Origin of the sequence: Helicobacter cetorum, from assembly GCF_900198405.1 — a bacterium.
In the GTDB taxonomy this organism is placed as follows: domain Bacteria; phylum Campylobacterota; class Campylobacteria; order Campylobacterales; family Helicobacteraceae; genus Helicobacter; species Helicobacter cetorum_C.
Window position 1 is genome coordinate 36,574 of sequence record NZ_FZMR01000006.1, and the last position, 25,494, is coordinate 62,067.

Genomic DNA, 25,494 nt, shown 5'->3' on the forward strand with positions numbered 1-25,494 from the left:
TTAAAGATTTCTAAAACAATATAAAACGAATTAAAAAGCTTTTATAAATTTATATTTTTATTATAATTATTAAAAAAATGCAAATTCATTCGTTTCTTAGCACGCTTAAGGGGTCAATACTAGAGGCCTTTTTGGCTGGATAATAAGAAGAAAATGCTACGATTATTACAGAGCCTATTAAAGTAAGCATAAAATCTATTAAAGATAAATCTAAAGGCAAGGTATTAATGCCATAGACATCAGCAGGCAGTGAGATGATAGGGAATGTGCTTAAAATATACATACCTAAAAATGCTAAAACTACTCCAAAAATAACACCACCTAAACCGATAATATTGCCTAAATAAAAAAAGGTTTTTTGGATTTCTTGTTTGCTACTTCCCATACTAAAAAGGAGGGCGATTTCTTTTCGTCTATTCATTACCACCATTAAAAGCGAGCTAATAATATTTAAAGATGCCATTAAAATAATTAGCATTAGCACAATGAATAACGCTCTTTTTTCTAGCTCCATAGCAGAAAAAAAATTCCCATTTTGTTGCCACCAGCCCTCAATACCTATACCATGATGATTGATAGAATTTAAGGTTTTACGCAATAATTCTATATCTTTCATAGGCGTTTTAGAATAGATATGCACCCCATCATAAAGCCCCAAAGGTAAGTGCCTAATAGCACTGATAGCCTCAAGGCTAGTATACATGTAAGTCATATCATAAGATTTTAGTCCCGAATCAAAATTACCCTTTATAATAAAGCGTTTCATAATCGGTGAAAGTGTTAAACCTGTGGGTTCTAGTTCGGTAAAAAATAAATCAGCCTTTTGATTAAGGTTTAAATTTAAGCTGTATTTTAAGCTTTTTCCTACAATCAAACTAAAAGGATTTTTTAATAAATCCTTTTCATCAACATCTTTTAAGGCGTCATTTAAAACTTCATTAATGCGTTTTTCTTTAGAAAAATTGACCCCAAAAACCACACCACCATTCATTGCACTTTTATTTCTAGCAAGAGCTTGTGTGTGTAAATAGGGGCTAAAGAGCAAGTTAGGAAACTCTTTTTCTAATTTTTGAACCACTTCTTCGCTAATGCCATAAGAGCTTGTTGCATAAAGCGTTAAGGGGTAGTTCATCACAAAGAGCTTTTTTTCAAATTCCTTGCTCATGCCATTCATAATCGCCATAGCTACAATTAAAACCATAACTCCAATAGCTACTCCAAAGAAAGCTAATAAAGCGGTTATACTAATAAAAGGCTGGCTTTTATCAAAACGCAAATAACGCTTGATAAGAAAAAAAATCAAGGATTTATTTAGCAAATATACCCTTTTTGGGCCCGCTTTTACCGCAACAATGCTTGTATTTTTGTCCACTACCACAAGTGCATAAATCATTTCTTGAGGGGGTTTTAGCAAAAGTTTTTATAGGCACAACCAAATCTTCATCAATACTTTCTTGGTGTTGATAAGCTATTTGTTCTTGTTCTCTTTCTTCACTAAAATGGTCTAAATAACGCTCTGCATTATTAGAATCTTCTTCATTTTCAAATTGAATCTTAGAAAAGGTTTTAATCGCCTCCATTTTAATGTTTTCAATGAGTTCTAAGAATAGATTGTAACTCTCTTTTTTGTATTCTACAAGGGGGTCTTTTTGGTTATAGCCCCTTAAATTAATGCCGGTTTTGAGATTATCCATAGTATAGAGATGTTCTCGCCATGCGTTATCTAAAATCTGTAGATACACAATGCGTTCAATCCTACTTCGTTGTTCGCTATCTATTGATTTCATTTTATTTTCATAATCGCTCTTTAGTTTTTCAGCAACAAAGCTTTCAATATTGCTAGCTTGTTCTAAATCTTGCAATTCAATTTCGGCATTAAAATCTTCTTTTAAAATATTTTTAAGCCCTAAAAGTTCATCTTTAGATAAATTTTGATTATCAAAGGCTTTGATTTTAGAAAAGATTTGATTGAGTGCGTATTCTCTGTTTTCGGCAATTTTGGCTCTAATATCATAATTAACATCAAGCAATTCATCTCTAAATTTATACACGCTTTTGCGTTGTTCATTGGCTACATCATCGTATTCTAACAAATGCTTTCGGCTTTCAAAATGCAAATTTTCAACCTTTTTTTGTGCGTTTTCTACCGCTCTTGTTACAAGCTTTGATTCAATATGTTCGCCATCTTTTAGCCCTAATTTTTCCATAACCCCCTTAATCCTATCGCTTCCAAAAATGCGTAACAAATTATCTTCTAAACTCAAATAGAATTGACTAACTCCCGGGTCTCCTTGTCTTCCACTTCGTCCCCTTAATTGATTGTCAATTCTTCTGCTCTCATGCCTTTCGGTGCCAATGATATACAATCCGCCAAGTTCTTTAATCTCATCAGTGAGTTTAATATCAACTCCCCTTCCTGCCATATTAGTCGCAATAGTAACCGCCCCCTTAAGCCCAGCGTCTTTGATGATTTCAGCCTCTTTGGTGTGCTGTTTAGCGTTTAAAACGGTATGTGGGATTCGCTCTTTTTTAAGTAGGGCATGTAAGGTTTCACTCTTTTCAATGCTTGCTGTGCCAACTAATACCGGCTGACCCTTAGCGTGTAATTCTTTAATCTTAAGAATCACTGCATCAAATTTTTCTTTCTCACTCTTATAGATTAAATCATTCAAATCTTTGCGTTTAATCACTAGGTTTGTAGGAATAGACACCACTTCTAAATTGTAGATTTCTAAAAATTCTGTAGCTTCTGTTTGAGCGGTGCCTGTCATGCCAGCAAGCTTAGAATACATTCTAAAATAATTTTGGAAAGTTATATCTGCTAGGGTTTGACTCTCTTCTTTAATGCTCACGCCTTCTTTAGCTTCTAAAGCTTGGTGTAAGCCTTCACTAAATCGTCTTCCTTCACTTAAACGCCCTGTAAATTCATCTACAATCACCACTTCATTATTGGCTACAATGTAATCTTTATCTATAAAAAAGAGATAATTCGCTTTTAAGGCTTGGTCTAAATGGTGCGATAAGGCGGCGTTTTCAATCTTGTATAAATTATCCACTTCAAAGAGATTTTCAGCTTTTTTGATGCCTTCTTCAGTAATCATAATCGTGCGATTTTTTTCATCTATGGTGAAATCAACTTCAGCTTGCATGTTTTTAGCGACTTCATCAGCCTTGTTATAATTCTCCATGCGTTTATCCACAGGCCCTGAGATGATTAAAGGGGTTCTTGCCTCATCAATTAAAATAGAATCCACCTCATCAACAATGGCAAACGCATGAGATTTTTGCACTTTATGTTCTAAAGAATACTTCATATTATCTCTTAGATAGTCAAAGCCAAATTCGTTATTAGTGCCATAAACAATGTCTTTAGAATAAATATCTAAGCGTTCGTCATCATCTCGCACATCAGCAGTAATTGTGCCTACACTATAGCCTAAGAAATTATATAAAGGCTCCATTTCTTTAGAGTCTCTATGAGCTAGGTAATCATTCACAGTTACTACATGCACGCTTTCACCTTTAAGAGCGTTTAAAGCTACTGCTAGAGTGGCTACTAGAGTCTTGCCTTCGCCAGTTTTCATTTCAGCGATTTTGCCATCATTTAAAACCATGCCTCCAATGAGTTGCACATCAAAATGACGCATATTTAAAATTCTTTTACTCGCCTCTCTAGTGATAGCAAAACTTTCAGGTAATACTTCTAAAAGGGTTTTTTCTTGCAAATCTTTTTCTACAGATTGCACACGCTTTTTTAACTCTTCAAAAGCCTCTTGAAGTTCAACATCATTCATCTTTTCATAAGTAGGCTCTAATTCGTTGATAGCTAGGACTTTTTTTTTGTATTTTTTTACCCACCTATCATTTTTAGTTCCAATGACTTTTCCAATTAATTTTTTTAGCACAACAATCCTTAAGATTAGCGCTCTTACAATCATAAAAGCGTCAGTTTTTGCTAAGATTTTATCATGCTTATAATAAAAGTCTTGTAAAATGACTTATTTTATTGGCTAAAAACATAAATTTTTAAAGGTTTTATTTGCATGAGAACATTTTTTTTAAAAATCTTGCTTGTTTTAAGCTTTGGCAATTCTTTTATTTATGCTAACCCCTCTTTAAACATTTCAAAAGAAGAAAAGGTTTTAGAAAGTTTAGAGAGTTTTAGCGCGAATTTTAAGCAAGTTTTAAAAAATGAACGCCCCTTAGTTTATTATGGGGCTTTAAAGGCTAAAGCTCCTAATCTAGCTTTATGGATTTATAATAAGCCTTTAAAAAAAGAAATTTATATGAACGCTAAAGAAGTGGTTATTTATGAGCCTAACTTATTTCAAGCAACTATCACTAAACTGCAAGATAAGACCGATTTTTTCACTATTCTTAAGCAATTAAAAAAACAAGCCGACGGCTCATTTAAAACGACTATTAATAAGACTACTTATCGTTTGGTTTTTAAGGATAGTAAGCCCGCTCTTTTGGAATTTAAAGATGAAATGAATAATTTGGTAACTATCACTTTTTCTCAAGTAGAAATTAATCCTAAAATTTCTAATGAAGTCTTTGTGTTTAACCCTAAAGATAAAAATATTGATATAGTGCGTCAGTGATTTAAACTCTTTATTAGAAAAAATTAGTTAGAATAACGAGGTTTTTATGTAATTTGTATTAGTGGGGCTGACTTGGATTTCGACAAGATTCTTGTTGCATAGATGGCATGCCAAGTGCTACTTGTAAAACAGCAACAAAAATAACTGTAAACAATACAAATTACGCTCCAGCTTACGCTAAAGTTGCGTAAGTTAACCTCCATTTGGAGCTGGACTGATTAGAATTTCTAGTGTTTTAATCACTCCATAACCCTAACTAGATGCTTTTAAAAGGTGGTTCGCCTTTTAAACTAAGATTAAAGAACCCTTGAATTAGCTTAAGGTTTTAGAAAGTTGAGCCAAAGCTAACTTTAAGGTTAAAAATCAATCAGCTTTCTAAGCATGTAGAAATTTGTGTTTAGGACAAGATTTTTGGACTGGGGTTCGATTCCCCACAGCTCCACCATTTAAAAATGATAAAGTTTCATAGCATATTTTCACAAACATACTTTTAAGGAATACAGATGCATAAAATTCTCTCTTCTTTTGCTTTATTACTCTCTTTTTTTGTCAGCTCTTTAATAGCCATAGATGTAGATGAGCTTTCTGAGGCAGAGGCAAACAGCGTTAAATTGAGCGATAAATTGGTAAGTTTGAGCGATAAGCTTTTAGAAAAGGCGGTTGATAGAGGGCAAAATGCAAAACAGCTTGAGGAGCTTAACGCTTTACATGAAAAAATCAAGCATTTGCGCCTATCTTTAGAGCCTAAGCCCAAAGATAAAAAGAATAACCCTAATCTACAAGACCATGAAAGCCCTGAAGTCATTGAGATTGGAGAGACCATTAAAAAAGCTTTAGGAAGTCCCATAGACCCATCAAGTGCGTTAGAGATTGCTACTCAAATTGACAAACAGCTAGATTCTTATAAACAAGCTGATATTGACATCAAGCCTTTAAAAGAAGTGCTTTCTCAGCTAGAAGAATCTTTAAGAAAATCTATCAGCTATCAAGAAAAATGGCTAGATTCTCAAAAACCCAATTAAAAGAGATGTTTTACATGATATTTTGATGATTTTTAAATGATTTTAAGGAAAACGCATGCAAGAAAACGCTAAACAACGCCTAGAAACTTTAAAAGAGCTTTTTGGAGAAATCTTTGATAAAGATAATGTTTTAAATGTAGAAAAATTAAAGAGTTTTTGTGATAGTAATGAAATAGCCATAAGCGATGAAAGCTATGGCTTGAATTTTAGCGGTAAAAATGTTGCTAGTAAATTAAAGGATTTAAAGCCTAGCACGATTATTTGCGCTGATAATAAGCATAATTTTTTAGATGAAAATAAAGAAAGTCAAAATATTCTTATTAAGGGCGATAATTTAGAAGTTTTAAGGCATTTAAAAAGGGCTTATAGCGAAAAAATCAAATGATTTACATTGATCCCCCTTATAATACAAATAACAAAGATTTTGTTTATAATGACACTAGAGCGTGGGATTTAGAAAGTTTATTAAAGCTAGGCATAGAAGAAAAAGAGGCTAATAGGGTGCTAGAATGGTCCAATAGGGGAGCCAATAGTCATAGTGCATGGCTATCTTTTATGTATCCTAGATTGTTTTTATAGATGAAAATCAATTATTTTTACTTAACTATCTAATATTTTTATTGCTAATAAAAAATTAAGTTTATAAGGATTATTAAAATCATTGATATTTTATAGAATTAGATTAAGTTATAGAACACTCTAAAAGATAATATAATTATAACTTATTATTATTATTCATTAAGAACATATTTAACAAGTAATTAAAATAGCTAAATTCTATTTAATACTGATAAAATAACTAAGTATTATCTAGTTTTTATCCCCCTATTTAGCTTATAGCCTATGCTTAGGTGTGTGGACATATTCATTAGTATTTTCTAAGTTTTCGGTGTTATCTAAATCATCGGTTTTGTCATCATAGGAGTTTGAATGTGTAGCTGTTTTAATTTGCTCTATTTTTTCTATCAAAAATTGTAGCCAGTAACATAAGGAGCAAATTCCATGTTGATTTCAATCATTTAATCTTTACGCTGCTTTAAATAGCCATTTGTAAAACCTTAATGTGAAAAAGAATTTTTAAATTCCTTTATTCAAGCTAAGCAAACAAACTCTCTACTAGAGTTTAATGAATTGAGAAAAAGGGATTTAACAGAAACATTGAGTGAGCTTTGCGAAGAAATTTTAACAGACAGCAATAACGCTCAAATCATTATAGATACAACCAAGTATTTGATTGGAATAGATGGTGGTTTATTTTTCACTAGCACCGCTCCATTGATAACCCTTGAAGATTATGATGGTGTTTTTTAAAAGAGAAAAACAATGAAACAAGAATATCAGTGTGTTATCAATTTTAGTTTTCGGTGCGAACTTGAAAAACTATTAAAGACATTCAATGAAGAAGAACAAAAGAATCTTAATCATTCGCTTTGTTCTATAATGAAACATTTGCTAAGCAAGAAATAAGCGTATTATAGCCAAACAATCATTATAGGTCAAACCAAAACCAACACAAAATTTGCTAAACTAGAACAAATCAATATTAAGGGGAATGAATTATGGAATTTGCTCCTATGTTACTAGCTACAATTAACAACTCAATTAGCAATAAAAATAAGCATGTAAGCTTAGAGTATCTTATAGGGCTTTTTATGGATAAAAAAACGACTAATCTAAGCAATATTGACAAGTATATCATAGGCACAATTCAGCAAGAGGCACTAGAGCAAGAAATAGAATGGTTTTCACAAGATTATCATGTCCCTATGGAGAATATTAAGCATGTCCTTTCTATCAATCCCTATCAATGAAAAAAGCCTTAGTTTTATCAAAAATAATTTTGTAGCTCAAATTCAAGCCTTAGAGCAATTTTACCCCATTATTAAGAGTGCTTTAAATTTGGGGCTTAATCCTAGTAGTATTAAGTTTGGCGGAGGCACAGCTTTGAGCATGTATTACTTCCAGCATAGATTAAGCTTTGATATTGATTTGTTTGTTAATGACGCTCAATATTTAGGATTTTTTAGTCCTAAATTATGGATAGATGATTGCAATCATTTTGATAGTGCGAAATATATAGACCAACACAATCATATAGGCGTAACTAATAAAGACAACATTAAAATAGATGTTTTAGTGGATTATGCAAGTAATGAGGGATATGTAGATAATTCTAAAAAGATTTTTGCTTTTGATATTTATATAGAAAGCCTAGAAAATATTATCGCTAAAAAGATTACTTTTAGAAAGACTGACAATAAAACAAGAGATATTTTTGATATGGCAGTGGCTCTACATAATGACAATATTTTATTTGATAAACTTTTAGATACTCAAAAGATAAGCAAACAAGACCTACTAACTCTTCAAAATTCTTTGCAAGAGCTAGATAAAAAGCGTTATAACATAGAAATAGATATGGTAGAACCTGTTTCACATTACAAAGACCTTTCTTTAAATGCTTATGATTTTTTAATAGAAAAAATAGAGCCAATTAAAACAACTACGCATTCAAACTCATATGATGAAAACACCGACAATTTAGATAATACCGATAACTTAGAAAATACTAACGAATACACCCACACACCTAAGCGTAGGCGATAAATAATATCATTAAGAAAGTATTTGATAGTGTTTAGTTGTTTTTATCAGTATTGAATAGAATTTAGTTATTTGTATTGTTTGTTAAATATTTTCTTAATGAATAATAACAAGCGATAATTACATTATTTTTAGAGTGTTTTATAGCTTAAACTAATTCTATAAAATCTCAATGATTTTAATGACCTTTATAAAACCTAATTATTTTTAATCAGCAATGAAACATTAAATAGTTAAATAAAAACTATCTAATATTATAGTATTTACATTAACTATATTAACTACATTAACTAATCAATTTTTAACCCCCTTACTTCTTATTCTCTATCAAATTATCAAACACAAGAGCCACTTTCTTATTATGCTCTTGTGTGGTATGAATATAAATCTTAGTAGATAATAAAGAGCTATGTCCTAACGCTCTTGAAGTTAAAACCAAGTCTTGGGTTTCTTGATAAATAAGAGTTGCAAAACTATGTCTAAATAGATGCAAACCTGTGCCATATTGCTTATAGTGTTTGTTTTGAGCTAGTTTAAAGATTAAGGGGATAAAATTATAGAGCGTTAAAGAATTTTGTGCTTTTTGCTTATCCTTTTTAAAAAGATATGCTCCATTAAAATATTTTAGTCTATAATCATCACTAAGCCAAACATTCAAGCTTGGTTCTAACAAACTCTTTTTAATATAAGCCTTTCTTTCTTTTCTACCTTTACCTTGAATTAAAATAGAGTAGTTTTGTTCTTCTACTTGAATGTGTTTTAACTCTATGTTTAACACTTCACACTTTCTAAGCCCCCCAAGTATCACAATGAGTAAAATACATTTATTGCGTTTTTCATGGCTAGTTGTGGGCTTATAGTCTAAAAGCGTTTTTAAGAATGCCTTTAAATCATTGTAGTTTAAATGTCTGGGTAAGCTTTCTTTAGTTTTAGCAAAGGCTAAATTCTTAAGTGTAAAATCAAAGCTATAATGCTTTTTCCTATCCAAGTAATCAAAAAATTGCCTTAAATACATCACATACTTAGCCATAGAGCTAGGCTTTCTATTTTGAGCGAGTTCAAAAAGAAAGTTAATGACTTGTTCTTCGCTAAGTGTTCTAAAGCTTCTTAATTTGAGATTATCTCTAAAGTATTCAAAGAATAAAAACAAGCCTTGCATCATTATGGTGTGTTTGATACCTTGATTGTAAAGAATATGACAGAGTGATTTGAGTTGCTCTATGTTATGGCATTTTAAGATTTTATCTTGTGTGTCTAATATCAAAGCCATATCATTCACATCTTGAATAGGCGTGAAGTTTTTAACCTTAGTATATAAAAAGGCTTTGAGATTGTCAAAGAATTCTCTTTGAGATTTGGTGAGTTTGTTATATGGCATATTGCTCCCTTATTAAAATGTAAAAATAAATCTTAAAGAATGAGAGTTTTATGTTTTTTTAGTTCGTTAGGTTTTAAAAGCGGTATTTTAAAAATTCCGCATTATCCATTAGAGATTACTAAGTTCCGCTTTTAAATCTTAGTTTTTAAAAAGTTCCGCATTCACTAAAGCATAAAAGCAGAAATTCCGCCCCCTTAAAAAGCAAATAATCAAATACATGGTTATTTGTATTACCTACTAAATATAAAAATTGAATTTAGCAACTATTAAATAGCTCTTGAAAGTTAGCTTTAAGCACTTTTTAAGATTAAGAAGTGCGTGTTTATGGGTATTAGAGATAAAAGCGGAACTTAAGTTCCGCATAAGTATAATTTGTATTAAGGGAAAGAAAGGTTTACCTTTCTTTCCTTACCTATTAAGTGAACATGTTATAAGTAATATCATGTCATGAGAGAGGATTTCTTTTTTTTAAAAAATATTAAATCATGTAAATCATGTAATGCGTTTTTGCTAAAAAAAGAAAAAGTTAAAAAAAGAAAAAACTCTTTAATTTAAAGAGGATAAACTAATTGGAGTTCCCATAGGATAGTGTAATGTTTAGTTAAGAGTAGGGTTTTAATTTAAGATTGATAAAGTAAGAACAAAAATCAAAATAAAAGAAAAATAAGAATTATCTATCAACGACATGTTAGTTGTGGGGGGAGTGGTTAAGTTAAGGTTTGTGTTGTTAGAGTTAGGTTGTGAATAGTCTGTTTAGTATTTAGGACTAGAAGGGTTTGTTTTGAAGTATTGCAAGGTTAGGTTTGTTTCTAGCTCTTAGCATTAAAAGGTTTGAGCTTGAATGATAAGGGGTTTAAGGGTTAGGTTAAGAGCTTGTTTTTGTTATGATGTTTAAAAAAACTTTAAGGTTAAGAAATTTCAGTGCGCCGCTTAAGAAAAATTTAAGCTCTAAAAGGCGTTTTAAGGCGTTTTTAATTGTGAGTTAATAGTTTGTCTTGTCTTATGGCTTTATTTTGATTGTAGGGCATTTTAGAGCGATTTATTTGGGTTTTAACGAAGATTTGATTTTAGAAGTTACAAGAGATTTTAAAGTCATGATAAACCGCTTATTAAAGCGGTTCATTAAGTTTTTTAGAAAGTTACTTATTTGTAGAAATATTGCTAAAAATTTTAGCAATAAAAAAAATTTACAATGAAAGGAAATCAAGCATTATTTTGATTTTTCTTTTTGCATATCCGATATAGCCTCTTTGATTTTTTTATCGGTGAGATAACTACTTGTTGCAACAATCGCCCATACCATTGCAGGTATCCAACCTATAATAGTCAATTGCAAAAATAAACAACAAAAACCACTAATGTATCTTTTAATCGTAAAAAACACGAATCAAGGGACAAAAAAAGCAATTAAGTAACGCATAAGATTTCCTGAATTTTTATTTGCTAACAGATTTTGAAACTAGATTGCCCTCTACAATAGTGCAACTTTGCGTAGCAAGTCCTAGATAATAAGTCAAGCTTTGTTGCACAACCATATCTTGTAAGCTATTACCCCCATTTCTTAAAGCATCTCTAATAGCGCTTTGAATAGTGTTGTCCTTACTTATGGGGATAAAGCCTAATAATTTCCAGCTACAAGATTTTCCTATCGCACTAAAACTATTTTTTGTTTGCTCTTTAGCCACATAACCATAACCATTGCCAAAATAAGCCCCACAACCACTTAGTAAGAGAGTTGTTATTCCAACCATACTCACTAACTTAAACAAAGTTTTAAACATGCCATTCCTTTATATGAAATTAAAGAATGAGTGTATCGTTTTTTTTTTTTTGTAAAGTCAAGTAAGATTTATCTTCTAGTATGCTTTATAGTATCGTTATTGCTGTCATCATTTTCTTTCAATCCAGCATGAGCCTTAGGGTCATAAACAATCTCATCAGGGTGCAAGGTTTTCTTTGGCTCTTTAGCTAATTGTTTAGCCCTTTCTTTTTCTAGCATAGCTTGATAGTGTACTTTGGCTCTAGCTTGTTCTAGTTTGGCAAATTCAATCCAAGGTTCATCGTTGTTAGGTTCTTTAATGATAGTTTGAACTTCCTTTTGCTCTAGCTTAATATCCTTAGCGTGTTCTAGGACTTTTTGAAGTTGCGAAATGTCATAGTGGGTTAAGAACCTATTAGCCCCTATGATTTCATTACAGATATAGACAATATCCTTAGAGAGTTTAGAAAATTGTTTGTTTTGTTTGAGAAAGTCTTGGTTTTCTTTTAACGAAAAGGTCTCTTTATAGCTCTCTAGGGCTTTGAAATAGCTCTCTTTGGCTCTTTTAAACTCTTCTTCTTTTGTTTTTAAGTCTTGTTCTAAAAAGAGCAATCTCTCTTTGGCTAATAAGAGCATAGTCTTTTGATAATCTTGTAATTGCTTACTCACTAGCTCACAAGTATTGTCATTAAGCTTATAAGTAGGGTCATCTTGTTTAACTTTAAAGTTCTCTAGTATGAATTGATACTTTCTAGCACTAAAATAAGCGTTTTTAAAAGTTTTGAGAGTGGGGCGTTTATCCTTAGGAAGTTCTAAGGCTTTGGCTAAAAAGACAGGATTAGTTAGAGTGTTGTATTGTGTGTTTTGCTTGGTTTTAACAACATTCCTTAATTGAGCTAATAGTAAATGTGAGTTTTTATCTAAAAGGCGTTTGTCTAGGTGTTCTAGCTTACTTAGTAGCATTTCTTTTTTCTTTAAAAGAGAAAAGCCCTTAGTCTCTCTTTCAAAGTCTCTGTCTAAGTCATTGAGAATATGAAAGTTCTTAAAGGCTGAATGGCTCTCTGTTTTATCAAGCTCTTTTTGATAAAAGCCTAGTAACTCGTATAATTCGTGTTTGCTTGTGTTTTTTAAGTGTTCGCTCACTGGCTTTCTTTTGTCTATTCTATCAATATCTAGGCTTTCTTTTTCATCATCGCTTGTGTCTTTGTGGTTAAAGAGAGCGATTTTAAATTCAGAAATCTTTTGTCTCAAAGGCAAGCTTTGGTTATTTTGAATGTCTAGGGCTTGGGCTTTGTTTTTATCTTTGAGTTCTTGTAAATATTCGCTTTGTAAAGCCTTGTTTAAGTCCCACTCATCTTGTGGGGTTTTGGTTTGTTCTAAGGCTTTCTCTTCTTTTTCTAAGTCTTGTAATTGAAGTTTGATATTGTCTAATTCCTTGAGCTTAGGTTCATTGACATATAGGTATCCTTCGCTTAATAATTGCTCATTTAGCCTATAAGCAAACTCACTTCTTAGTTCGTTAAAAAATTCCTTACAATCTTCACGGGTTTTAAAACGCAGTCTTCTTCGTGTTAGTTGATTAGTTTTATTGATAAAACAATGGATATGGGCATGGTCTTGGTGTGTATGGTGGACTAGAGCGAATTTATACTCAGGCAACCTTACTTTTAAGGTCTCCCAAGTAGAGTTTAAAAGCCCATGCATAGTTTCTTCATCTGGTTTATCTTTGATAGAAAAGACTAAGTGCATTGCCTCATTATAATCCTTAGTCAAATCAAAGTCATTGAGCCAAGTCTCTAAGATAAATTGCTTATCACACTCTAAAAACATTTCATTATAGGCTGTTTCGCTGTTTTCTAAAGTATAGCTTAGGGCATTTTCTAAATGGGAGCGTTTCATTTGCCCTATGTTTTTAATCAACACAGGACTAGCTTTTTGATTGCCAATTAGATTTGATTTGATGTGTTTGTTGTTGTAACTAAATTGATTGAATTTAATGAGCAATCTTTTATCGATTTTTTCGCTATCACTAGGTCTAGGCTTTCGCATATGCTCTAAAATATCATCTAAGAAAGACAAGTCCATAGGGTGATTATCTAGCTTAGTATCTCTTATAGCTCTATCTAGCAAGTAAGCCCTTTAAAGCCTAATAACAACGCTAAATTTTTATCTAAGACACATGCTTTCAAGCTGACTTTATTCCCTTACTAACAAGGCGTTAAAAACGCCCAAATTTTATTCAAGCTAACGCTAATTTAAACGCTAGACTTTTGATTTTAAATCTAGCGATTTTTAATTCCTTGTAGAATAGCACAAAGAATTAAAAAAGAGAACCAAATCAAAAAAGGTGCAGGATAACACCAAATGTCAACACACATTAGGTTAAAACTTCGTATTCAAGGGGCTTAGAGCTAGATTTTAAAAAAAAAGGGTTTTTGCTAACTTTTTGTTAAAAGTTTTTAAAGAGAGTGGTTTGAGAGATGAGCTAAATTTTTAATCTAGTAAAGGATAAAAATTTAATTCAAGAACTTTAGCTCCCTTACTAAAAATTTAATAGCCAAGAGCTTGTCAGCAATGCTATAAAAACTTAGAGGCTTTCACTGAAAGAACTTGTAGCCAAAACATTAAGAACTAGATAGCTAAATAATAAGAACTTAGTAGCTAACAAAAAAGAACTTACAGCCCATTGATACGAACTTGTAAGCTACATTGGTAGGAATTTGTAAGCAAAAGCTAGAGAACTAAGAGCCATGAGTTAGAACCTAAGTGTCTACAGAAAAAGAACTTATAGCCAAATGTAAGAACTAACAAGCAAGTAGTATGAACTTATAATCAACATAGATTAAGAACTTGTTTGCTCTAATGGTAGGAACTAGGTTGTCTATACGATTAAGAACTAGAATGACACACCCTTAGAACTTACTAGAAACTCGCATGATAACTTACAGCTAGAGCCAAAGAACTTCCAGCTCATTTTATAAGAACTTGTAGCTAATGCTAAAGGAATGAAATTATTCTTTAAGCTTTTGTTTAAAAAGTTTGTGCTATATTTCCAAATGATTTTTAATTGAATTTAACTTGAAACTTAGAGGACGCTTAAAACTTACATTCTTATTAGAAATGCCAGCATTAAGTAGGAGCTATGGTGTGGTGATTATATTTATCACGCAATCTAATGCACTCATAGAAAAATACTGCGGCAAAGAAGAGGCTAGGATTGTTAATAGCACCGTAGCGTATAAGATTGTCTTTAAAATGGACGACTTAGATTATGCCAAACAACTTAGCGAAGAAATAGGCAAATATACACGAGAAAAACGAAATCGCTCTACTGAAAAAAATCAAGTGATTTTTGGTGGAACAAGCTCTTATTCTGAAGAGGGCTATGAATTGGTTTCTGCACAAGATATTATGAATATCAACAAAGATGAAGTGATTATTCTAGTAAGCGGGCATAAAGCAACACCTTTAAAGCTCAAAGCCAACTATTACTTTAAGAACAAAAGATTGCTTAAATGCTTAAACATTCCCTTAAAGCCTAATGAAGAAGTGTTTAAGGGGTTGAGAAAGGCGAGTTAAGGTTAGATAGGTTGGGTATAATAAGGGCTACTAATATTAGGAGTGATGATGAGCAGTGAAGATTTTATAAAGAGTATCCATAATTTTTTAAACAAAACCATTGATTTGACCGATGAGAAAATCAAAGAAGAGGCTTTGGAGTATGTTAAAAACAACAAACAAGGTATTATTGATTTTTTCATCAAGCATAAATCCATGAACCAAATAGCTTATTTTATGGCTGGTGGACCTGGAGCTGGGAAAAGTGAGGCATCACTTAGTCTGCTTACAGAACACAAGATTGACATCATAGAGGCGGATGCTATTAGAAAAATCTTACCCCACTACAATGGCAAAAATGCCTCCTTATTTCAAAAGGCTAGTTCTAAGGGCGTAGAATATCTTTTTACAGAGGCACTAAAAAATCACTATGGCTTTATTATGGATGGCAATTTTGCGCATTTAGAAATCCAAAAAAGCAATGTTTCTAGAACGCTTAAAAAGGGATATGAAGTCAAAATCCTTTATATCTATCGCCATTTAGAAACAGCTAAAGAATACACACGAATTAGAGAGGATAAAGAAGGGCGTAGAGTTGAAGAAGATACTTTTTATGCCAAATTCTTACAATCATTAGAGGTTGCCAATAAGATTAAAGAGTTTTATCCTATCGTATCGCTCAACTTTTATAATGTCAGCGAAAACAAGAGTTTTGAAAATATTGAAAGCCTAGATAAGATTATTGATGATAACCCAAAAATCCAAAAAGACATTCAAACAGCTAAAAATTTCTTAGAAAACAAACTATCTAAAGAGCTAAGCCACAACAACATGCCCTTAAACAATCACTCTAACAGATACGCCCATAATACGCCCAATAACAGATACCAAAAAAATGACAAAAACAATGGCGGAATGGAAATGTAACTAGATAGTTACCTACAAACCAAACCTATCATCATCTTTGCCCCCTTTATTTCTATTGTTGGCAAATCGGTTGTTATAGGGGTGTTTGGGGTTAGGTTTTATAATGGGGTTTGCTATTGGATAAGAGATAGTTCTGTTTTGCTCTCTTTTGTTATCAAAGTGTAATTGATTGTTGTATTTTTCTAAAAAACCCATAGCTCTTTTTCTTTCCACTTCTTGAGCCTCTTTTGCTATATCTACTAGCATAGGCACATTTTCTTCTCTCATAGCTAAGATGTAGTCTTTTTTATTGTCTTTAGAAATCACAAAAGGCACTAAATCTTGCTCTAAGACACTATAAAAGATTAGCATACGCCCTGTCCTACCATTGCCATCACTAAAAGGGTGGATATGCTCAAACTTAATATGGCTATCCATAATAATTTCTAATTTTTGTGTGTCATCTTTAGCGTTATTAAGCTGATAATAAAGATTATCGCACCAATCTTTTAAAGCCATAGGCACTTTAAAAGGAGCAGTTGGTTCAAAATTTGCCCCTAAAACCACATTAGCAATCGTTTTAAACTTCCCACAATTTTCAATTAAATGTTTCATAATGATTGAATGGATATGTTTAATATATTCATTGTCTATAATTTGTTTTTCTTGCAAAGATTTTAAAAGTATGGGGATAAAGTTTTGAAAATTTTTAACTTCATAATACTCTCTCTCACTCATAGCCTTTGGAATAACCCCATCAATTAAGATACTCGCTGTCTCATTTTGTGTCAAGGTATTACCCTCTATTGCGGTGCTATGATGTGCCATTCTAATAGTTAAATCCATAGCGTAATCATTAAATTCTAGTAGTTCTTTATAGTTCATTTTATCCCCTTATTTGCTACATTATTAGCTAGATTATACTAAAATAAGGCTTTAGAAAATCAATGTAAAATTAGTGGTTAAAGGATATTCAATGCGTTTGAAATTTATTTCGCTGTGTTTGGTAGGTTTAATGGGCGTGAGCTATGCTGAAAGTGCTAAAAGCGTGGATTATTTTGTAAAAAATGATAAAGAAAGGGAAAAGACTATTGCGGAGTGTAAGAATGTTGATGCCATGCTAGACAAAATGAACCCAGAAAAAGCAATTGCTTATGTTAAGGCACACCCTAATTATCAAAGCAATTGTGAGAACGCACAAATTGCTACAGCTCAAAAAGTAGAATTAACAAAGAAAAGAGCATTTTTTGCAGACCTAGACAAACAACTCACTTTAGGACAACCTTTCAGCGAAAAAGACAAAGAGATGATAAAAAACAGCGTGCGAGGTTTCAATAGCAGTAGTCGTAGTTATGCAATTGAGCTTAACAAAAGAATTGCCCCTTGCTATGCTAAAATGAGCGAAAATCTAGCTAAGAATGGTGATGATGGTTTAAAAAATGATAAACGATGTGCTTTGTTGGTTTCATTGGCTGATTATGTTTATGGCAATTATTATAATGGCAAAAATATTGATTTAGAAAATTACAAATACAAGATTAAAGAACAACAAAGAGAAATAAAGTCTATCAAACAAGACATAAAAGACCAAGAAGAAATCTTAAAGCATAGTTATGACCCAAAAAACGATAAATTAGCACTTCAAGATTTAAAAAACGATTTAAAAACAGAAATTGAAAAGGACAAAGAGCTGAGTTATTATGAAAGCTTTAAAAAAGATGCTACTTTGAGAAAGACTACCCTTAGTGTTTGCTACAAACAAATTGCAGACAATCTTTTAGCGAGTGGCGTTATGCTTAAAGATGATAATTTAAAATGTAAAAGTGCGTATTTAGTCTCACAAGAGAAGTAAGATATGGCTAGTGGTAATCCATTAGGCGTTCAATCTACGCTAGCAAATGATGTAAATTGGTGTAAAGCCTTTATAGGCGAAATAGAAACTTTTTTTAATACTCTTCTTGAAACTTTTTCAAAAGAAATGGGTGGTATGGTTCATACTGCTATGAATAGCCTTTTTGCCTTTCTTATTGTCTTATATATTGTCAATAGAGTAAAAAACCAAGATTTAGTTGAACGCAAACACTTAGTTATGATTGCTGTCTTTCTAGGATACTTGGTATTTTATAATTGGAGCATAAGCAATCCAGCTCAATCGCAAAAAAACTTTATTGGGATAATTGAAACCCCAGCAAATTTCGTAGCCTATGTTGTTCAAAAAGCTGATAGAAAGATTAATGGTTATGTTGGTAATATTAATAGTAGCTTGAGAAATAGAAGTTTTATTATAGAAAGAAACATTCAAAAAACATGGGAAAGTTTTTCTCAAGTAATTGATAAAATGTGGGATATAAAGATGGGCATTAACAATATCTTAAAACCCTTAATTTGTTTTTTATTTATTGGTGCATATTTGATTGCCAATGTTGCACTTTTTGTTTTTATCATGCTCTACATTGTAGTTAGTTTCCTAGAATACACTATTTATAAACTCTTTTATGTATTATTTATTCCCTTAGTCTTTTTTCAGCAGACAAGAGGTTTTGCTTGGACTTATGTTAAAAAATTAGTATCTTTGACTTTTTACATGCCTTTGATTATGATAGTGTCAAGTTTTAATATGTTTGGAATTGATTATGCTTTAGGAAATTTAGATTTAACTGCATTCATTAATCATGCCAACATTACAAATACTCTCATGCATTGTGTTTTTGCTATTATTCTTACAATCATCTTAATTTTATTTGCCAAAAAAATCCCTGAAATGATTAACGCCATTTTTGGCACACAAGGTGCAGTATCTGATGCAGGCAATATGATTTCTAATGTCGTTCAAACTGGCGGTATGATAGGAGCGGCGGTTGCTGGCATGGCTAAGAGAGGTTATGTGAATGCTAGTGGAGGACAAGGTGGGGCAATGGGCGTTGCAAAAGGTGTCGTAGGTGCAGTGGGTAATAGTGCATTAGGCGTTGCTACAGGCGGAGCGTCTCATCTAGCCCAAGAGGGCATTTCTAAAGCCTCTAACATGCTAAGACCTAAAATCTCAGTTGAGAGATTTTCTGCCCCTGTTAGGGATTGGGAATAGTCGGTATGAACGCACCCTTTGATAAATGGAACGAACAAAAGAAACAAATCCATACTAAGCCCCCTAGACGCACCATAGTAGCTGGGAGTATTTATTGGGTTAGCATTGGCTATAACATAGGCTATGAAGTCTATGGAAAGTCTAATGATTTTGTAAGACCTGTCTTAGTAGTGAGAAAAATCTCTAAATCTCTTTTTCTAGGTATTCCCTTAAGCAGTAAAACACATAAAAAAGCACGCCCTTATCATTATTCTTTTATAGATAGCAACCATACCGAACAAATGGCTCTATTGCACCAACTAAGAGTGTTTGATATTAGGCGTAGGCGCAACAAACTCGCTGAAGTATCAAGTGAGACTTTAGAAATTCTAAAAGAAAGAATAAGAGAAGAAATCATATAAGAGAATACTCCCTACTACTAGGTAGGGTAACTTACCTCTAAGGGAAAGCTCTCGCCCAACCAAATGGGTTACGCTTGCCATTATACCCAAACTTTCTAAACTTTCTTATTCAATCTTTAATTTAGAGCTGTTACTAGCACTGCTAGAGCCACTTTGAGCTTTAGATTTAGGGAAACCATATTGATTGAGACTTGCTTGATAAGCTTGGCTCAACTGATTGTTTAACTTTTGCATTTGGACATTTTGCTCGGCTACAGGCTTAACATTATTCACATAGCCATGTTGTTCTTGATAGTCTTTAGCCAGCATGTTAGAAATTAGGCTCATAGTCTCGTTTAAAAAAGTGAGATTGCTCGCAATATCTTTGATATAATCAATCGTTAGCATTTCAAATTTTTGTTTCATATTGGCATAGACTTGAGCTTGTTTGGCTTTATCTGTGCCTGCTTTTTGAAGCTCTTTGGCTAATTCGCCTTTATAATTAAGTAATTCATTATTTAATTGCTCGGTGATGTATTTCATAGGATAGCAAGTGGTTTTTCCGCTATCACTCACTACTTTTTTACAGAACTTGCCTTGATACTTCATATCCTCTACGCCTAAGCTTTCTAACTGCTGGATTTGTCTGTTGATTAAAGGCGCACTTCTTGCAAAAAGCTCAGCTTGGATATTAGCCTCTAATTGAGCGGAAAGTTTGGCTAGTTAGACTATAAGACAAGCTATCCGCAAAATTTCTCGTGCTTTTAAAGACTGCGGTATTTTGCTTACCTGTTTTAACAAAGGGTAAATTCTTGGCTTTAGCCACAACCTTAACTAGCTAAATACCTATTAGATACCGCCGTGCTGTTAGAAATGTTAGAAAGAGTGAGTGATATTCAAACGCTCAATGAGAACTTAAAAGTCTATATTGTAATGAATCGCATTCCCACCATTCCTACCCTTAAAGAGAAAAAGGCTCTCATTGATTTTATCAAGGAAAATAATGCGAATGAGAGCATATTTTTAATGAACAATATACTGAGCGAGAGAATTGCCTATAAGCGTTCAGTGATCGAGGGCTTAGGAGTTATGGAAAGAAAAGATAGTAAGGCTAAAAATGAATGGGAGTTCTTTTTACAAAGAGCTAGAAAGCTATTTAAATTTAGAGACAAAGGAACAATAATGAATTTTAAAAATACCAAGCAAAAAGATGGGAAGAAAATTTTTACCATTTCTTTATCTATAAAGACCATGCAAGATTTAGAAGTTTATCTTAAAGAATTTGGCATATTCAATGAGAATAAAAGCTCATTTATTCAAGAGGCCATAGAAGAACATTTAAAACGCAAAAAAACACATTGGAAGAAAGATTGTCAGATCTTATAAAAAAATTGTAACAAAACAATTAAATAAGGGAGCAAAAACATGAAAGAAGAACCAACTTCAGCCGAATTAGAAGTTATTTCTAATATTGAAATGCATTATGGTGGGGGGTCATTGTCTATGAATATGAAATACATCAATGAAGTCCTTAGATTAAAAGTAACGACTTATCTAATCAGCGCTCTTTTATCTCAAGCTACGCTTTTAGAGAGGGTGTATTACAAACTCTCTAACCATGTTTAGTGAGCAACATTTAAACTTTTTAAAAAAAGATATTTTTATTGCAGATAGATTAGTGGTTCTAAAAGGCCCTCATATCTTCTTATTAAAGAACATTGAAGAAATCCATGAATTTTTAGATGGGTTTAATGAAAATGATTTGATTTTTGAAAAGGTTTTTTACAGGCACAGCCACTAGCAGTCGCATACATAAATGGCATGGTTTTTAGAAATAGAGTAGATAAAATCTATTTAAATGAATTAAAAAAATCAGCAAATCATTATACAACTTTTAGAAATACTTATGCAATAGAAGCTTTAGAAATCTTAGGTTATAAAGAGGTCTTTGAAAGTCTTTCTGGTTATAGGTTGCATAGTAAAGTTAAAAGCTATATTGAACAAATTAGGGGCGTTCAAATTGAAATAAATCATTTTAGACTTAGAAGAGGCTGCTATGGTAAAAGAAAAAAGCCACGATACGACCTTTCAAATTTTGACCCTAGATTAAAAAGCCTAGAACAAAGAAAAGTTGAATTACAAATCCAACTTAAAGAAATAGAAAATGAAATTTAAGAAATAAGATATAAGGAGCTAGTATGAGAATGGAAGAAATGCAATCAATATATGACACAATAAACAACATAGTGCCATTTATGATGATGTTTGTTTATCTGCCTTTGTTTGCTTGGACTTTGAATCAAAAAGAACAAGATAATGAAGTCCAAGAAACAAGAACTAAGGAGTAAATCAATGAGAACAAAATACTTTTTTGTAGAAAATGTGGTTCATTTTAAAAAAACACACCAATAAGTCATTTTACAAACAATTTAAATTTGGCATTATCTAATGGCTCTTTGGAGCAAAAATCACAATCATTGACGCTCTTGGAGAAGTGTTTGAATATGAAGCTTCAAAACCCCATGCTTTTGAGACCGCTCAGATTGACTGGGCTATGGTAAGATTTGAAGTAGAGTTTATGAATTTACTTTGCCCTATTGATATTAAAAAAACAATTCCCAAAGATTTTGAAGTTGTCTCACAACAAATGGTTTTTTAGCCATAATCCTAACCCCAACGACACTGAAAAGCTGGTGCGTTTTATGCTCTATAAATATTTCGGGCATGAAGATGAAACTCATTTGCGTGATGAGTTTTTAAAAACAAGTAATGATAAATTCCTTGCAAAGAGACTTCATAACAATTTTTTAGAATACCCCCAAACTTGCTCGGCTTCTGATTTGAATAAAATTTTAATAGATTATTGCTCCCCATTAGTCAAGTATGAAGAATACTAACCATTACTCATAGGTGTAGAAATGACAAACTTAATGCTTCAGATAGAACACGAGAAACTCGCTTGCTCTATTTAGTATGTCATTATCAAAATGAGATTTTGGAGTGTTTGAATAATGGTAAAAACTTATCGCTATTAATATAAAAATAATCCTTAAAAGACAACAACAGAAACCAAAACTCTATAAAAAACTATAATTTTTACTTTATTTTCTATAGACAGTTTAATTAAAATAATAAAGGATATAAAATGAATTCTACAGATAATCAAATTTTAGAAAAGGAGTCTGTAATTGTAAATATCTTTGGTTCTGTTTAAAATAAGCATCGATATTTTTTAGAATAGCTTAAATTTAACGTTGTAACTTGAGAAAGAGTTATTCCTCCTTAAGTTGCCTTAAAATTTCTTTTTATCAGTGTCTTTTAAAATCTTTTCTACAACGCCATTAATATTAGCACTTACATTTAAGAGTTTATCTGAAATAGAGATATTATTTTTAATGTCTCTATCAAATTGAGCTATCACATCATTAATTCCTAGCACACTTTCTACTTGATTTTTAATCGACTCCGAAGAATCGCTAATGCTTTGAACAAGCATGTTAATGTTGCTTTCTATCTCATTTAAAGATTTTTGCGTTCTTTCTGCTAGTTTTCTTACTTCATCAGCAACCACTGCAAAACCTCTGCCATGCTCACCAGCCCTAGCCGCTTCAATAGTAGCATTTAAAGCTAAAAGATTAGTTTGGTCAGCTATATTTTTAATCACATCTCCAATTGCTTTAATATCTTGGCTTTGAGCAATCATATCATGGCTTTTAGAACTAATATCGTTCATGGATTCTGTAATCACACTTACAGAGCTGGTCGCATTTGTGATATTTTCAGATTGTTGTTTAGAGCTTTGGCTTAATTCATTCATTACATTTTTTTAAAAAATTAGATTGCTCCCCTAAATCATTTGCAAAACCAAATTGAACTCTTCCTTAGTGTTGCTGTCTATAAAATCAATCACAATATCAGAACCATCGGGACTTTTAGTTTGAAAATTTTTTAAAGTAAAAAATTGTTCAGGTGTTACATAGTCTTTGATATATTGTTCTTGCCAATTAGGGTTATTTGAGTCGGCCACAATGTTCTGGTCTACCCCTATTAGAAAAGAATGATAATGCTCTGCTTTAGCAAATACCTTTTCTTGAATCTTTTTAAAAACTATGGTGATTCCAGCAACAGCAACAATTTTATCATGCTCATCAAAAATAGGATAAACCAAACTCACTCCATAGACCTTATAGATATCCAAATAAGTATGGGTGTGAGCAATATCCCTACTACTTTTATGACTTTTCAACACTTTTGCAACCGTTGGGTCTTTAAGTAAGCTTTTATTATTGCTTTTTGCTCTTATACTTGAACCATCTTTAAGCATTTCATAAGTACTAACAGGTTCTTCTTTTTTCATTAAGTGCAATCATATAAACATAAGAGACAAAAGAATCAAAATGCAATAGCGTATTTGTCAGCTTATGTAAAAGTTTCTTCGTCTTTAAGGCTATCTGTATTTTTGCCAGACAAGGTGCTAGCAAATAATGCTACTCCATAAGAATCTTTATAGACTTTATCATATACTTCTTGCACAGTAGCCCTTGTAAGTTTAACCAACATTGTGTTAGCATTTTTTTTCAAAGTGCCAGAAACATTTTTCATCACAACCACTTCCAAAACACCTAAGCCAACCAACATCAAAAGAGTTACAACGAACACGAATTTTGTACCAATTTTCAAATTTTTATACACGACATTCTCTCTTGAATTAACTAATATGAAAAAACGATTTTTTACTCTACAAAAAGAACCTTATTGATTGGCAAATAATATAATACTGAATATTTATGGAAAATTTAATCATTTAGTTTAAATCTTCATGTAGTTCTCTTCTTATTGGAGTTTTATTGACTAAAAATTTAAAAGAAAAACTTCATAGAGGTCATTAAATGACTTCTGTCTTGAGAATTGGCTTTGAACTCATAATTGATTGGCATTTCATCATAAGTATAGTTGGCATTATAGCCGGCATGGGTGCTGACGACATGATAGGCAATCTTAATATCTGTAGTAAAAGTTGGACTCCAATTGTATCCAAGGTTTAGCCCCACACTTCTTTCACTAGCTCGTGGGGAATAGGTGTATCTGCCTAAGACGCCCCATAAAAATTTCTTATGCACCCCACCGCCAAAAATATAGCCTGTAATAGCGTCAGGAGAAATCATGTTATTCAAAACGCCTCCATACACGCTATTATCCCTAAAGCCAATAGGAATAGGGCTACCATACCAACCAATTTTAGCGTTAGCATTGCCAAAGTTTTCATAATATCCAAAGCCAAAGTTATATTCATTATAATCAAAGCGTTGATGAATAAGCAATGAAGAAGACCATTTTCCAATCTTAGCATTACGCCAATATATATCGCTTAAATTGGAAGCACAAATAGGAAAAATTACATTGATGATAGTTTGAGAGCGTAGTCCTAAGCCTTTAAATTTAGAATTACTATCAATATAAAGGTTAATGCCCGGTGCTTCATAGGTTTTAGGCGAAAAATAAATAAAAGGTGTTACTTTAATATATTTACTATAAAAATTTATTTGTGTAGCATGAATACCAGTATTCCTAACCCTATTGCCATACTCTGTAACAATAGGAGCATACCAATCTCGTATCCATTCGCCCACTGCTAAAGCTCTTCCAAATGAACTAAACCAGTTTATGGCAATTTTAGGCGTGATTTTATAATTAAACTCAAAACCTTGAGTGTATCCACTCATAAACATTGCTTTTGAGAGATAACGCCCCAATTTCATTGAGAATTTATCCTTATAATCATAAGATAAATAAGCGCTATATAGCACATATTTGCGTGCATGTGCGTTTGCTTCAGATCGTGAATGTTTCCAAGGGGCATCACCTAAGTAACCATACCAACGCCCCATATAAATGTATATTTCAGAGCCATAAATCTTGCCACTAGATTGGTCTATGAGAGTCTTTGTGGAATCGTAGGCTACTCCACCTAAAATCCCTCCAATACCTATTTTTATATTGTGGTTTTCTACTTTTTTGGGGAGCAAGTTAGCATCAGCTTGGAATTTTATGGTGGTTGTTACAAAAGTTTCAGTAGGAAAAATTCCCTCTTTAGAATTAATTTTGGAATGGTTAAATCCCACTTTAGAAAATGACTCAGCAATACCGCTAAATTTATAATCAAAAGCTTGCAAAAACGCTTGCATACAACAAAAAGGAGCG

General features: G+C 32.2%; 33 protein-coding genes, 1 other RNA gene and 2 pseudogenes. 23 read left to right on the top strand and 13 right to left on the bottom strand.

What is annotated here, in order from left to right:
• Positions 1–85: 85 nt before the first annotated feature.
• Positions 86–1,318, bottom strand: coding sequence for an ABC transporter permease (locus C6H25_RS02395; RefSeq protein WP_104747884.1), 1,233 nt, complete (start codon positions 1,316–1,318; stop codon positions 86–88).
• Positions 1,308–3,905, bottom strand: coding sequence for a preprotein translocase subunit SecA (secA, locus tag C6H25_RS02400; protein ID WP_104747885.1), 2,598 nt, complete (start codon positions 3,903–3,905; stop codon positions 1,308–1,310). The genes C6H25_RS02395 and secA overlap by 11 nt, the downstream gene beginning before the upstream one ends.
• A gap of 138 nt (positions 3,906–4,043) precedes the next feature.
• Here secA and lolA point away from each other — a divergent pair, with 138 nt between their 5' ends.
• From lolA to C6H25_RS02425, 5 genes are all read left to right on the top strand, one after another.
• On the top strand, positions 4,044–4,604 hold the full coding sequence (lolA, locus tag C6H25_RS02405) for a LolA-like outer membrane lipoprotein chaperone (RefSeq protein WP_104747886.1): 561 nt from the start codon (positions 4,044–4,046) through the stop codon (positions 4,602–4,604).
• Positions 4,605–4,667: 63 nt separating this feature from the next.
• Positions 4,668–5,049: a transfer-messenger RNA gene (gene ssrA, locus C6H25_RS02410) on the top strand.
• A 58-nt stretch (positions 5,050–5,107) separates the two neighbouring features.
• Positions 5,108–5,626: a hypothetical protein gene (locus C6H25_RS02415; RefSeq protein ID WP_104747887.1), complete on the top strand. Its 519-nt coding sequence runs from the start codon at positions 5,108–5,110 to the stop codon at positions 5,624–5,626.
• A 55-nt stretch (positions 5,627–5,681) separates the two neighbouring features.
• On the top strand, positions 5,682–6,011 hold the full coding sequence (locus C6H25_RS02420) for a hypothetical protein (RefSeq protein ID WP_104747888.1): 330 nt from the start codon (positions 5,682–5,684) through the stop codon (positions 6,009–6,011).
• Entirely contained in the window at positions 6,008–6,205 is a 198-nt protein-coding gene (locus tag C6H25_RS02425; RefSeq protein ID WP_104747889.1) for a hypothetical protein, read from the top strand. The genes C6H25_RS02420 and C6H25_RS02425 overlap by 4 nt, the downstream gene beginning before the upstream one ends.
• A gap of 255 nt (positions 6,206–6,460) precedes the next feature.
• Here C6H25_RS02425 and C6H25_RS08940 read toward each other — a convergent pair whose 3' ends face one another.
• Complete coding sequence (locus C6H25_RS08940) at positions 6,461–6,595, bottom strand: hypothetical protein (protein ID WP_267891807.1); 135 nt, start codon at positions 6,593–6,595, stop codon at positions 6,461–6,463.
• Between the two features lie 189 nt (positions 6,596–6,784).
• Between C6H25_RS08940 and C6H25_RS08560 the strand changes: the two genes are divergently transcribed.
• From C6H25_RS08560 to C6H25_RS02435, 4 genes are all read left to right on the top strand, one after another.
• Positions 6,785–6,937 (top strand): hypothetical protein, encoded by a 153-nt coding sequence (locus tag C6H25_RS08560; protein WP_158653855.1) that lies wholly within the window; start codon positions 6,785–6,787, stop codon positions 6,935–6,937.
• Between the two features lie 12 nt (positions 6,938–6,949).
• Entirely contained in the window at positions 6,950–7,093 is a 144-nt protein-coding gene (locus C6H25_RS08565; RefSeq protein WP_158653856.1) for a hypothetical protein, read from the top strand.
• Between the two features lie 92 nt (positions 7,094–7,185).
• Positions 7,186–7,437 (top strand): hypothetical protein, encoded by a 252-nt coding sequence (locus C6H25_RS02430; RefSeq protein WP_104747890.1) that lies wholly within the window; start codon positions 7,186–7,188, stop codon positions 7,435–7,437.
• Positions 7,409–8,233 carry a nucleotidyl transferase AbiEii/AbiGii toxin family protein gene (locus C6H25_RS02435; RefSeq protein ID WP_104747891.1) on the top strand — a complete coding sequence of 275 codons (825 nt, stop codon included), beginning with the start codon at positions 7,409–7,411 and terminating at the stop codon, positions 8,231–8,233. Before C6H25_RS02430 ends, C6H25_RS02435 begins: the two co-directional genes overlap by 29 nt.
• Before the next feature lie 307 nt (positions 8,234–8,540).
• Here the strand turns inward: C6H25_RS02435 and C6H25_RS02440 are convergent, their stop codons facing one another.
• Positions 8,541–9,608, bottom strand: a complete 1,068-nt coding sequence (locus C6H25_RS02440; RefSeq protein ID WP_104747892.1) for a tyrosine-type recombinase/integrase — start codon at positions 9,606–9,608, stop codon at positions 8,541–8,543.
• Between the two features lie 995 nt (positions 9,609–10,603).
• Here C6H25_RS02440 and C6H25_RS02445 point away from each other — a divergent pair.
• Positions 10,604–10,804 (top strand): hypothetical protein, encoded by a 201-nt coding sequence (locus tag C6H25_RS02445; protein ID WP_104747893.1) that lies wholly within the window; start codon positions 10,604–10,606, stop codon positions 10,802–10,804.
• Positions 10,805–10,818: 14 nt separating this feature from the next.
• Here the strand turns inward: C6H25_RS02445 and C6H25_RS08945 are convergent, their stop codons facing one another.
• The 3 genes from C6H25_RS08945 to C6H25_RS02460 form a co-directional block, all read right to left on the bottom strand.
• Complete coding sequence (locus C6H25_RS08945; protein WP_267891808.1) at positions 10,819–10,944, bottom strand: hypothetical protein; 126 nt, start codon at positions 10,942–10,944, stop codon at positions 10,819–10,821.
• Between the two features lie 100 nt (positions 10,945–11,044).
• Positions 11,045–11,389 (bottom strand): hypothetical protein, encoded by a 345-nt coding sequence (locus tag C6H25_RS02455; RefSeq protein ID WP_104747894.1) that lies wholly within the window; start codon positions 11,387–11,389, stop codon positions 11,045–11,047.
• A 68-nt stretch (positions 11,390–11,457) separates the two neighbouring features.
• Entirely contained in the window at positions 11,458–13,497 is a 2,040-nt protein-coding gene (locus C6H25_RS02460) for a relaxase/mobilization nuclease domain-containing protein (protein WP_199768917.1), read from the bottom strand.
• 969 nt (positions 13,498–14,466) lie between these two features.
• Here C6H25_RS02460 and C6H25_RS02465 point away from each other — a divergent pair.
• Positions 14,467–14,946 (top strand): annotated as a pseudogene (locus tag C6H25_RS02465) (type IV secretory system conjugative DNA transfer family protein); the annotation flags it as partial.
• Between the two features lie 45 nt (positions 14,947–14,991).
• A complete protein-coding gene (locus tag C6H25_RS02470) occupies positions 14,992–15,852 on the top strand; it encodes a zeta toxin family protein (RefSeq protein ID WP_104747895.1) in 861 nt (286 codons plus the stop codon).
• Positions 15,853–15,864: 12 nt separating this feature from the next.
• On the opposite strand, the gene C6H25_RS02475 is transcribed toward C6H25_RS02470, so the two are convergent.
• Positions 15,865–16,716, bottom strand: coding sequence for a Fic family protein (locus C6H25_RS02475; protein WP_104747896.1), 852 nt, complete (start codon positions 16,714–16,716; stop codon positions 15,865–15,867).
• A gap of 91 nt (positions 16,717–16,807) precedes the next feature.
• Here C6H25_RS02475 and C6H25_RS02480 point away from each other — a divergent pair, with 91 nt between their 5' ends.
• Genes C6H25_RS02480 through C6H25_RS02490 form a run of 3 tightly spaced genes read left to right on the top strand, consistent with a single transcriptional unit; the run spans position 16,808 to position 19,314 of the window.
• Entirely contained in the window at positions 16,808–17,683 is an 876-nt protein-coding gene (locus C6H25_RS02480; RefSeq protein ID WP_104747897.1) for a hypothetical protein, read from the top strand.
• Between the two features lie 3 nt (positions 17,684–17,686).
• Positions 17,687–18,913 (top strand): type IV secretion system protein, encoded by a 1,227-nt coding sequence (locus C6H25_RS02485; RefSeq protein ID WP_104747898.1) that lies wholly within the window; start codon positions 17,687–17,689, stop codon positions 18,911–18,913.
• Positions 18,904–19,314 carry a type II toxin-antitoxin system PemK/MazF family toxin gene (locus C6H25_RS02490; protein WP_233707307.1) on the top strand — a complete coding sequence of 137 codons (411 nt, stop codon included), beginning with the start codon at positions 18,904–18,906 and terminating at the stop codon, positions 19,312–19,314. Before C6H25_RS02485 ends, C6H25_RS02490 begins: the two co-directional genes overlap by 10 nt.
• A gap of 105 nt (positions 19,315–19,419) precedes the next feature.
• On the opposite strand, the gene C6H25_RS02495 is transcribed toward C6H25_RS02490, so the two are convergent.
• Positions 19,420–19,902, bottom strand: a complete 483-nt coding sequence (locus C6H25_RS02495) for a hypothetical protein (protein WP_233707308.1) — start codon at positions 19,900–19,902, stop codon at positions 19,420–19,422.
• 240 nt (positions 19,903–20,142) lie between these two features.
• Between C6H25_RS02495 and C6H25_RS02500 the strand changes: the two are divergent.
• The 8 genes and pseudogenes from C6H25_RS02500 to C6H25_RS08725 form a co-directional block, all read left to right on the top strand.
• Positions 20,143–20,476: pseudogene (locus tag C6H25_RS02500) on the top strand (ParA family protein); the annotation flags it as partial.
• Positions 20,476–20,679: a hypothetical protein gene (locus tag C6H25_RS02505; protein ID WP_233707309.1), complete on the top strand. Its 204-nt coding sequence runs from the start codon at positions 20,476–20,478 to the stop codon at positions 20,677–20,679. The pseudogene C6H25_RS02500 and the gene C6H25_RS02505, both read left to right, overlap by 1 nt.
• 39 nt (positions 20,680–20,718) lie before the next feature.
• Positions 20,719–20,919, top strand: a complete 201-nt coding sequence (locus C6H25_RS02510) for a hypothetical protein (protein WP_104747900.1) — start codon at positions 20,719–20,721, stop codon at positions 20,917–20,919.
• On the top strand, positions 20,912–21,094 hold the full coding sequence (locus tag C6H25_RS02515; RefSeq protein ID WP_104747901.1) for a hypothetical protein: 183 nt from the start codon (positions 20,912–20,914) through the stop codon (positions 21,092–21,094). Before C6H25_RS02510 ends, C6H25_RS02515 begins: the two co-directional genes overlap by 8 nt.
• A 20-nt stretch (positions 21,095–21,114) precedes the next feature.
• A complete protein-coding gene (locus C6H25_RS02520; RefSeq protein WP_104747902.1) occupies positions 21,115–21,468 on the top strand; it encodes a hypothetical protein in 354 nt (117 codons plus the stop codon).
• A gap of 29 nt (positions 21,469–21,497) precedes the next feature.
• On the top strand, positions 21,498–21,641 hold the full coding sequence (locus C6H25_RS08570; RefSeq protein WP_158653857.1) for a hypothetical protein: 144 nt from the start codon (positions 21,498–21,500) through the stop codon (positions 21,639–21,641).
• A gap of 146 nt (positions 21,642–21,787) precedes the next feature.
• The gene (locus C6H25_RS08720; RefSeq protein WP_199768918.1) at positions 21,788–21,952 is read left to right on the top strand and encodes a hypothetical protein; all 165 of its coding nucleotides are present in this window, start codon (positions 21,788–21,790) and stop codon (positions 21,950–21,952) included.
• On the top strand, positions 21,927–22,190 hold the full coding sequence (locus tag C6H25_RS08725; RefSeq protein WP_199768919.1) for a hypothetical protein: 264 nt from the start codon (positions 21,927–21,929) through the stop codon (positions 22,188–22,190). Before C6H25_RS08720 ends, C6H25_RS08725 begins: the two co-directional genes overlap by 26 nt.
• Positions 22,191–22,585: 395 nt before the next feature.
• Here the strand turns inward: C6H25_RS08725 and C6H25_RS08805 are convergent, their stop codons facing one another.
• From C6H25_RS08805 to C6H25_RS02545, 4 genes are all read right to left on the bottom strand, one after another.
• Complete coding sequence (locus C6H25_RS08805) at positions 22,586–23,110, bottom strand: methyl-accepting chemotaxis protein (RefSeq protein WP_104747903.1); 525 nt, start codon at positions 23,108–23,110, stop codon at positions 22,586–22,588.
• 30 nt (positions 23,111–23,140) lie between these two features.
• The gene (locus tag C6H25_RS02535; RefSeq protein WP_104747904.1) at positions 23,141–23,650 is read right to left on the bottom strand and encodes a hypothetical protein; all 510 of its coding nucleotides are present in this window, start codon (positions 23,648–23,650) and stop codon (positions 23,141–23,143) included.
• 62 nt (positions 23,651–23,712) lie between these two features.
• Complete coding sequence (locus tag C6H25_RS02540) at positions 23,713–23,973, bottom strand: hypothetical protein (protein WP_158653858.1); 261 nt, start codon at positions 23,971–23,973, stop codon at positions 23,713–23,715.
• Between the two features lie 179 nt (positions 23,974–24,152).
• The gene (locus C6H25_RS02545) at positions 24,153–25,478 is read right to left on the bottom strand and encodes an outer membrane family protein (RefSeq protein ID WP_104748001.1); all 1,326 of its coding nucleotides are present in this window, start codon (positions 25,476–25,478) and stop codon (positions 24,153–24,155) included.
• Positions 25,479–25,494 lie beyond the last annotated feature (16 nt).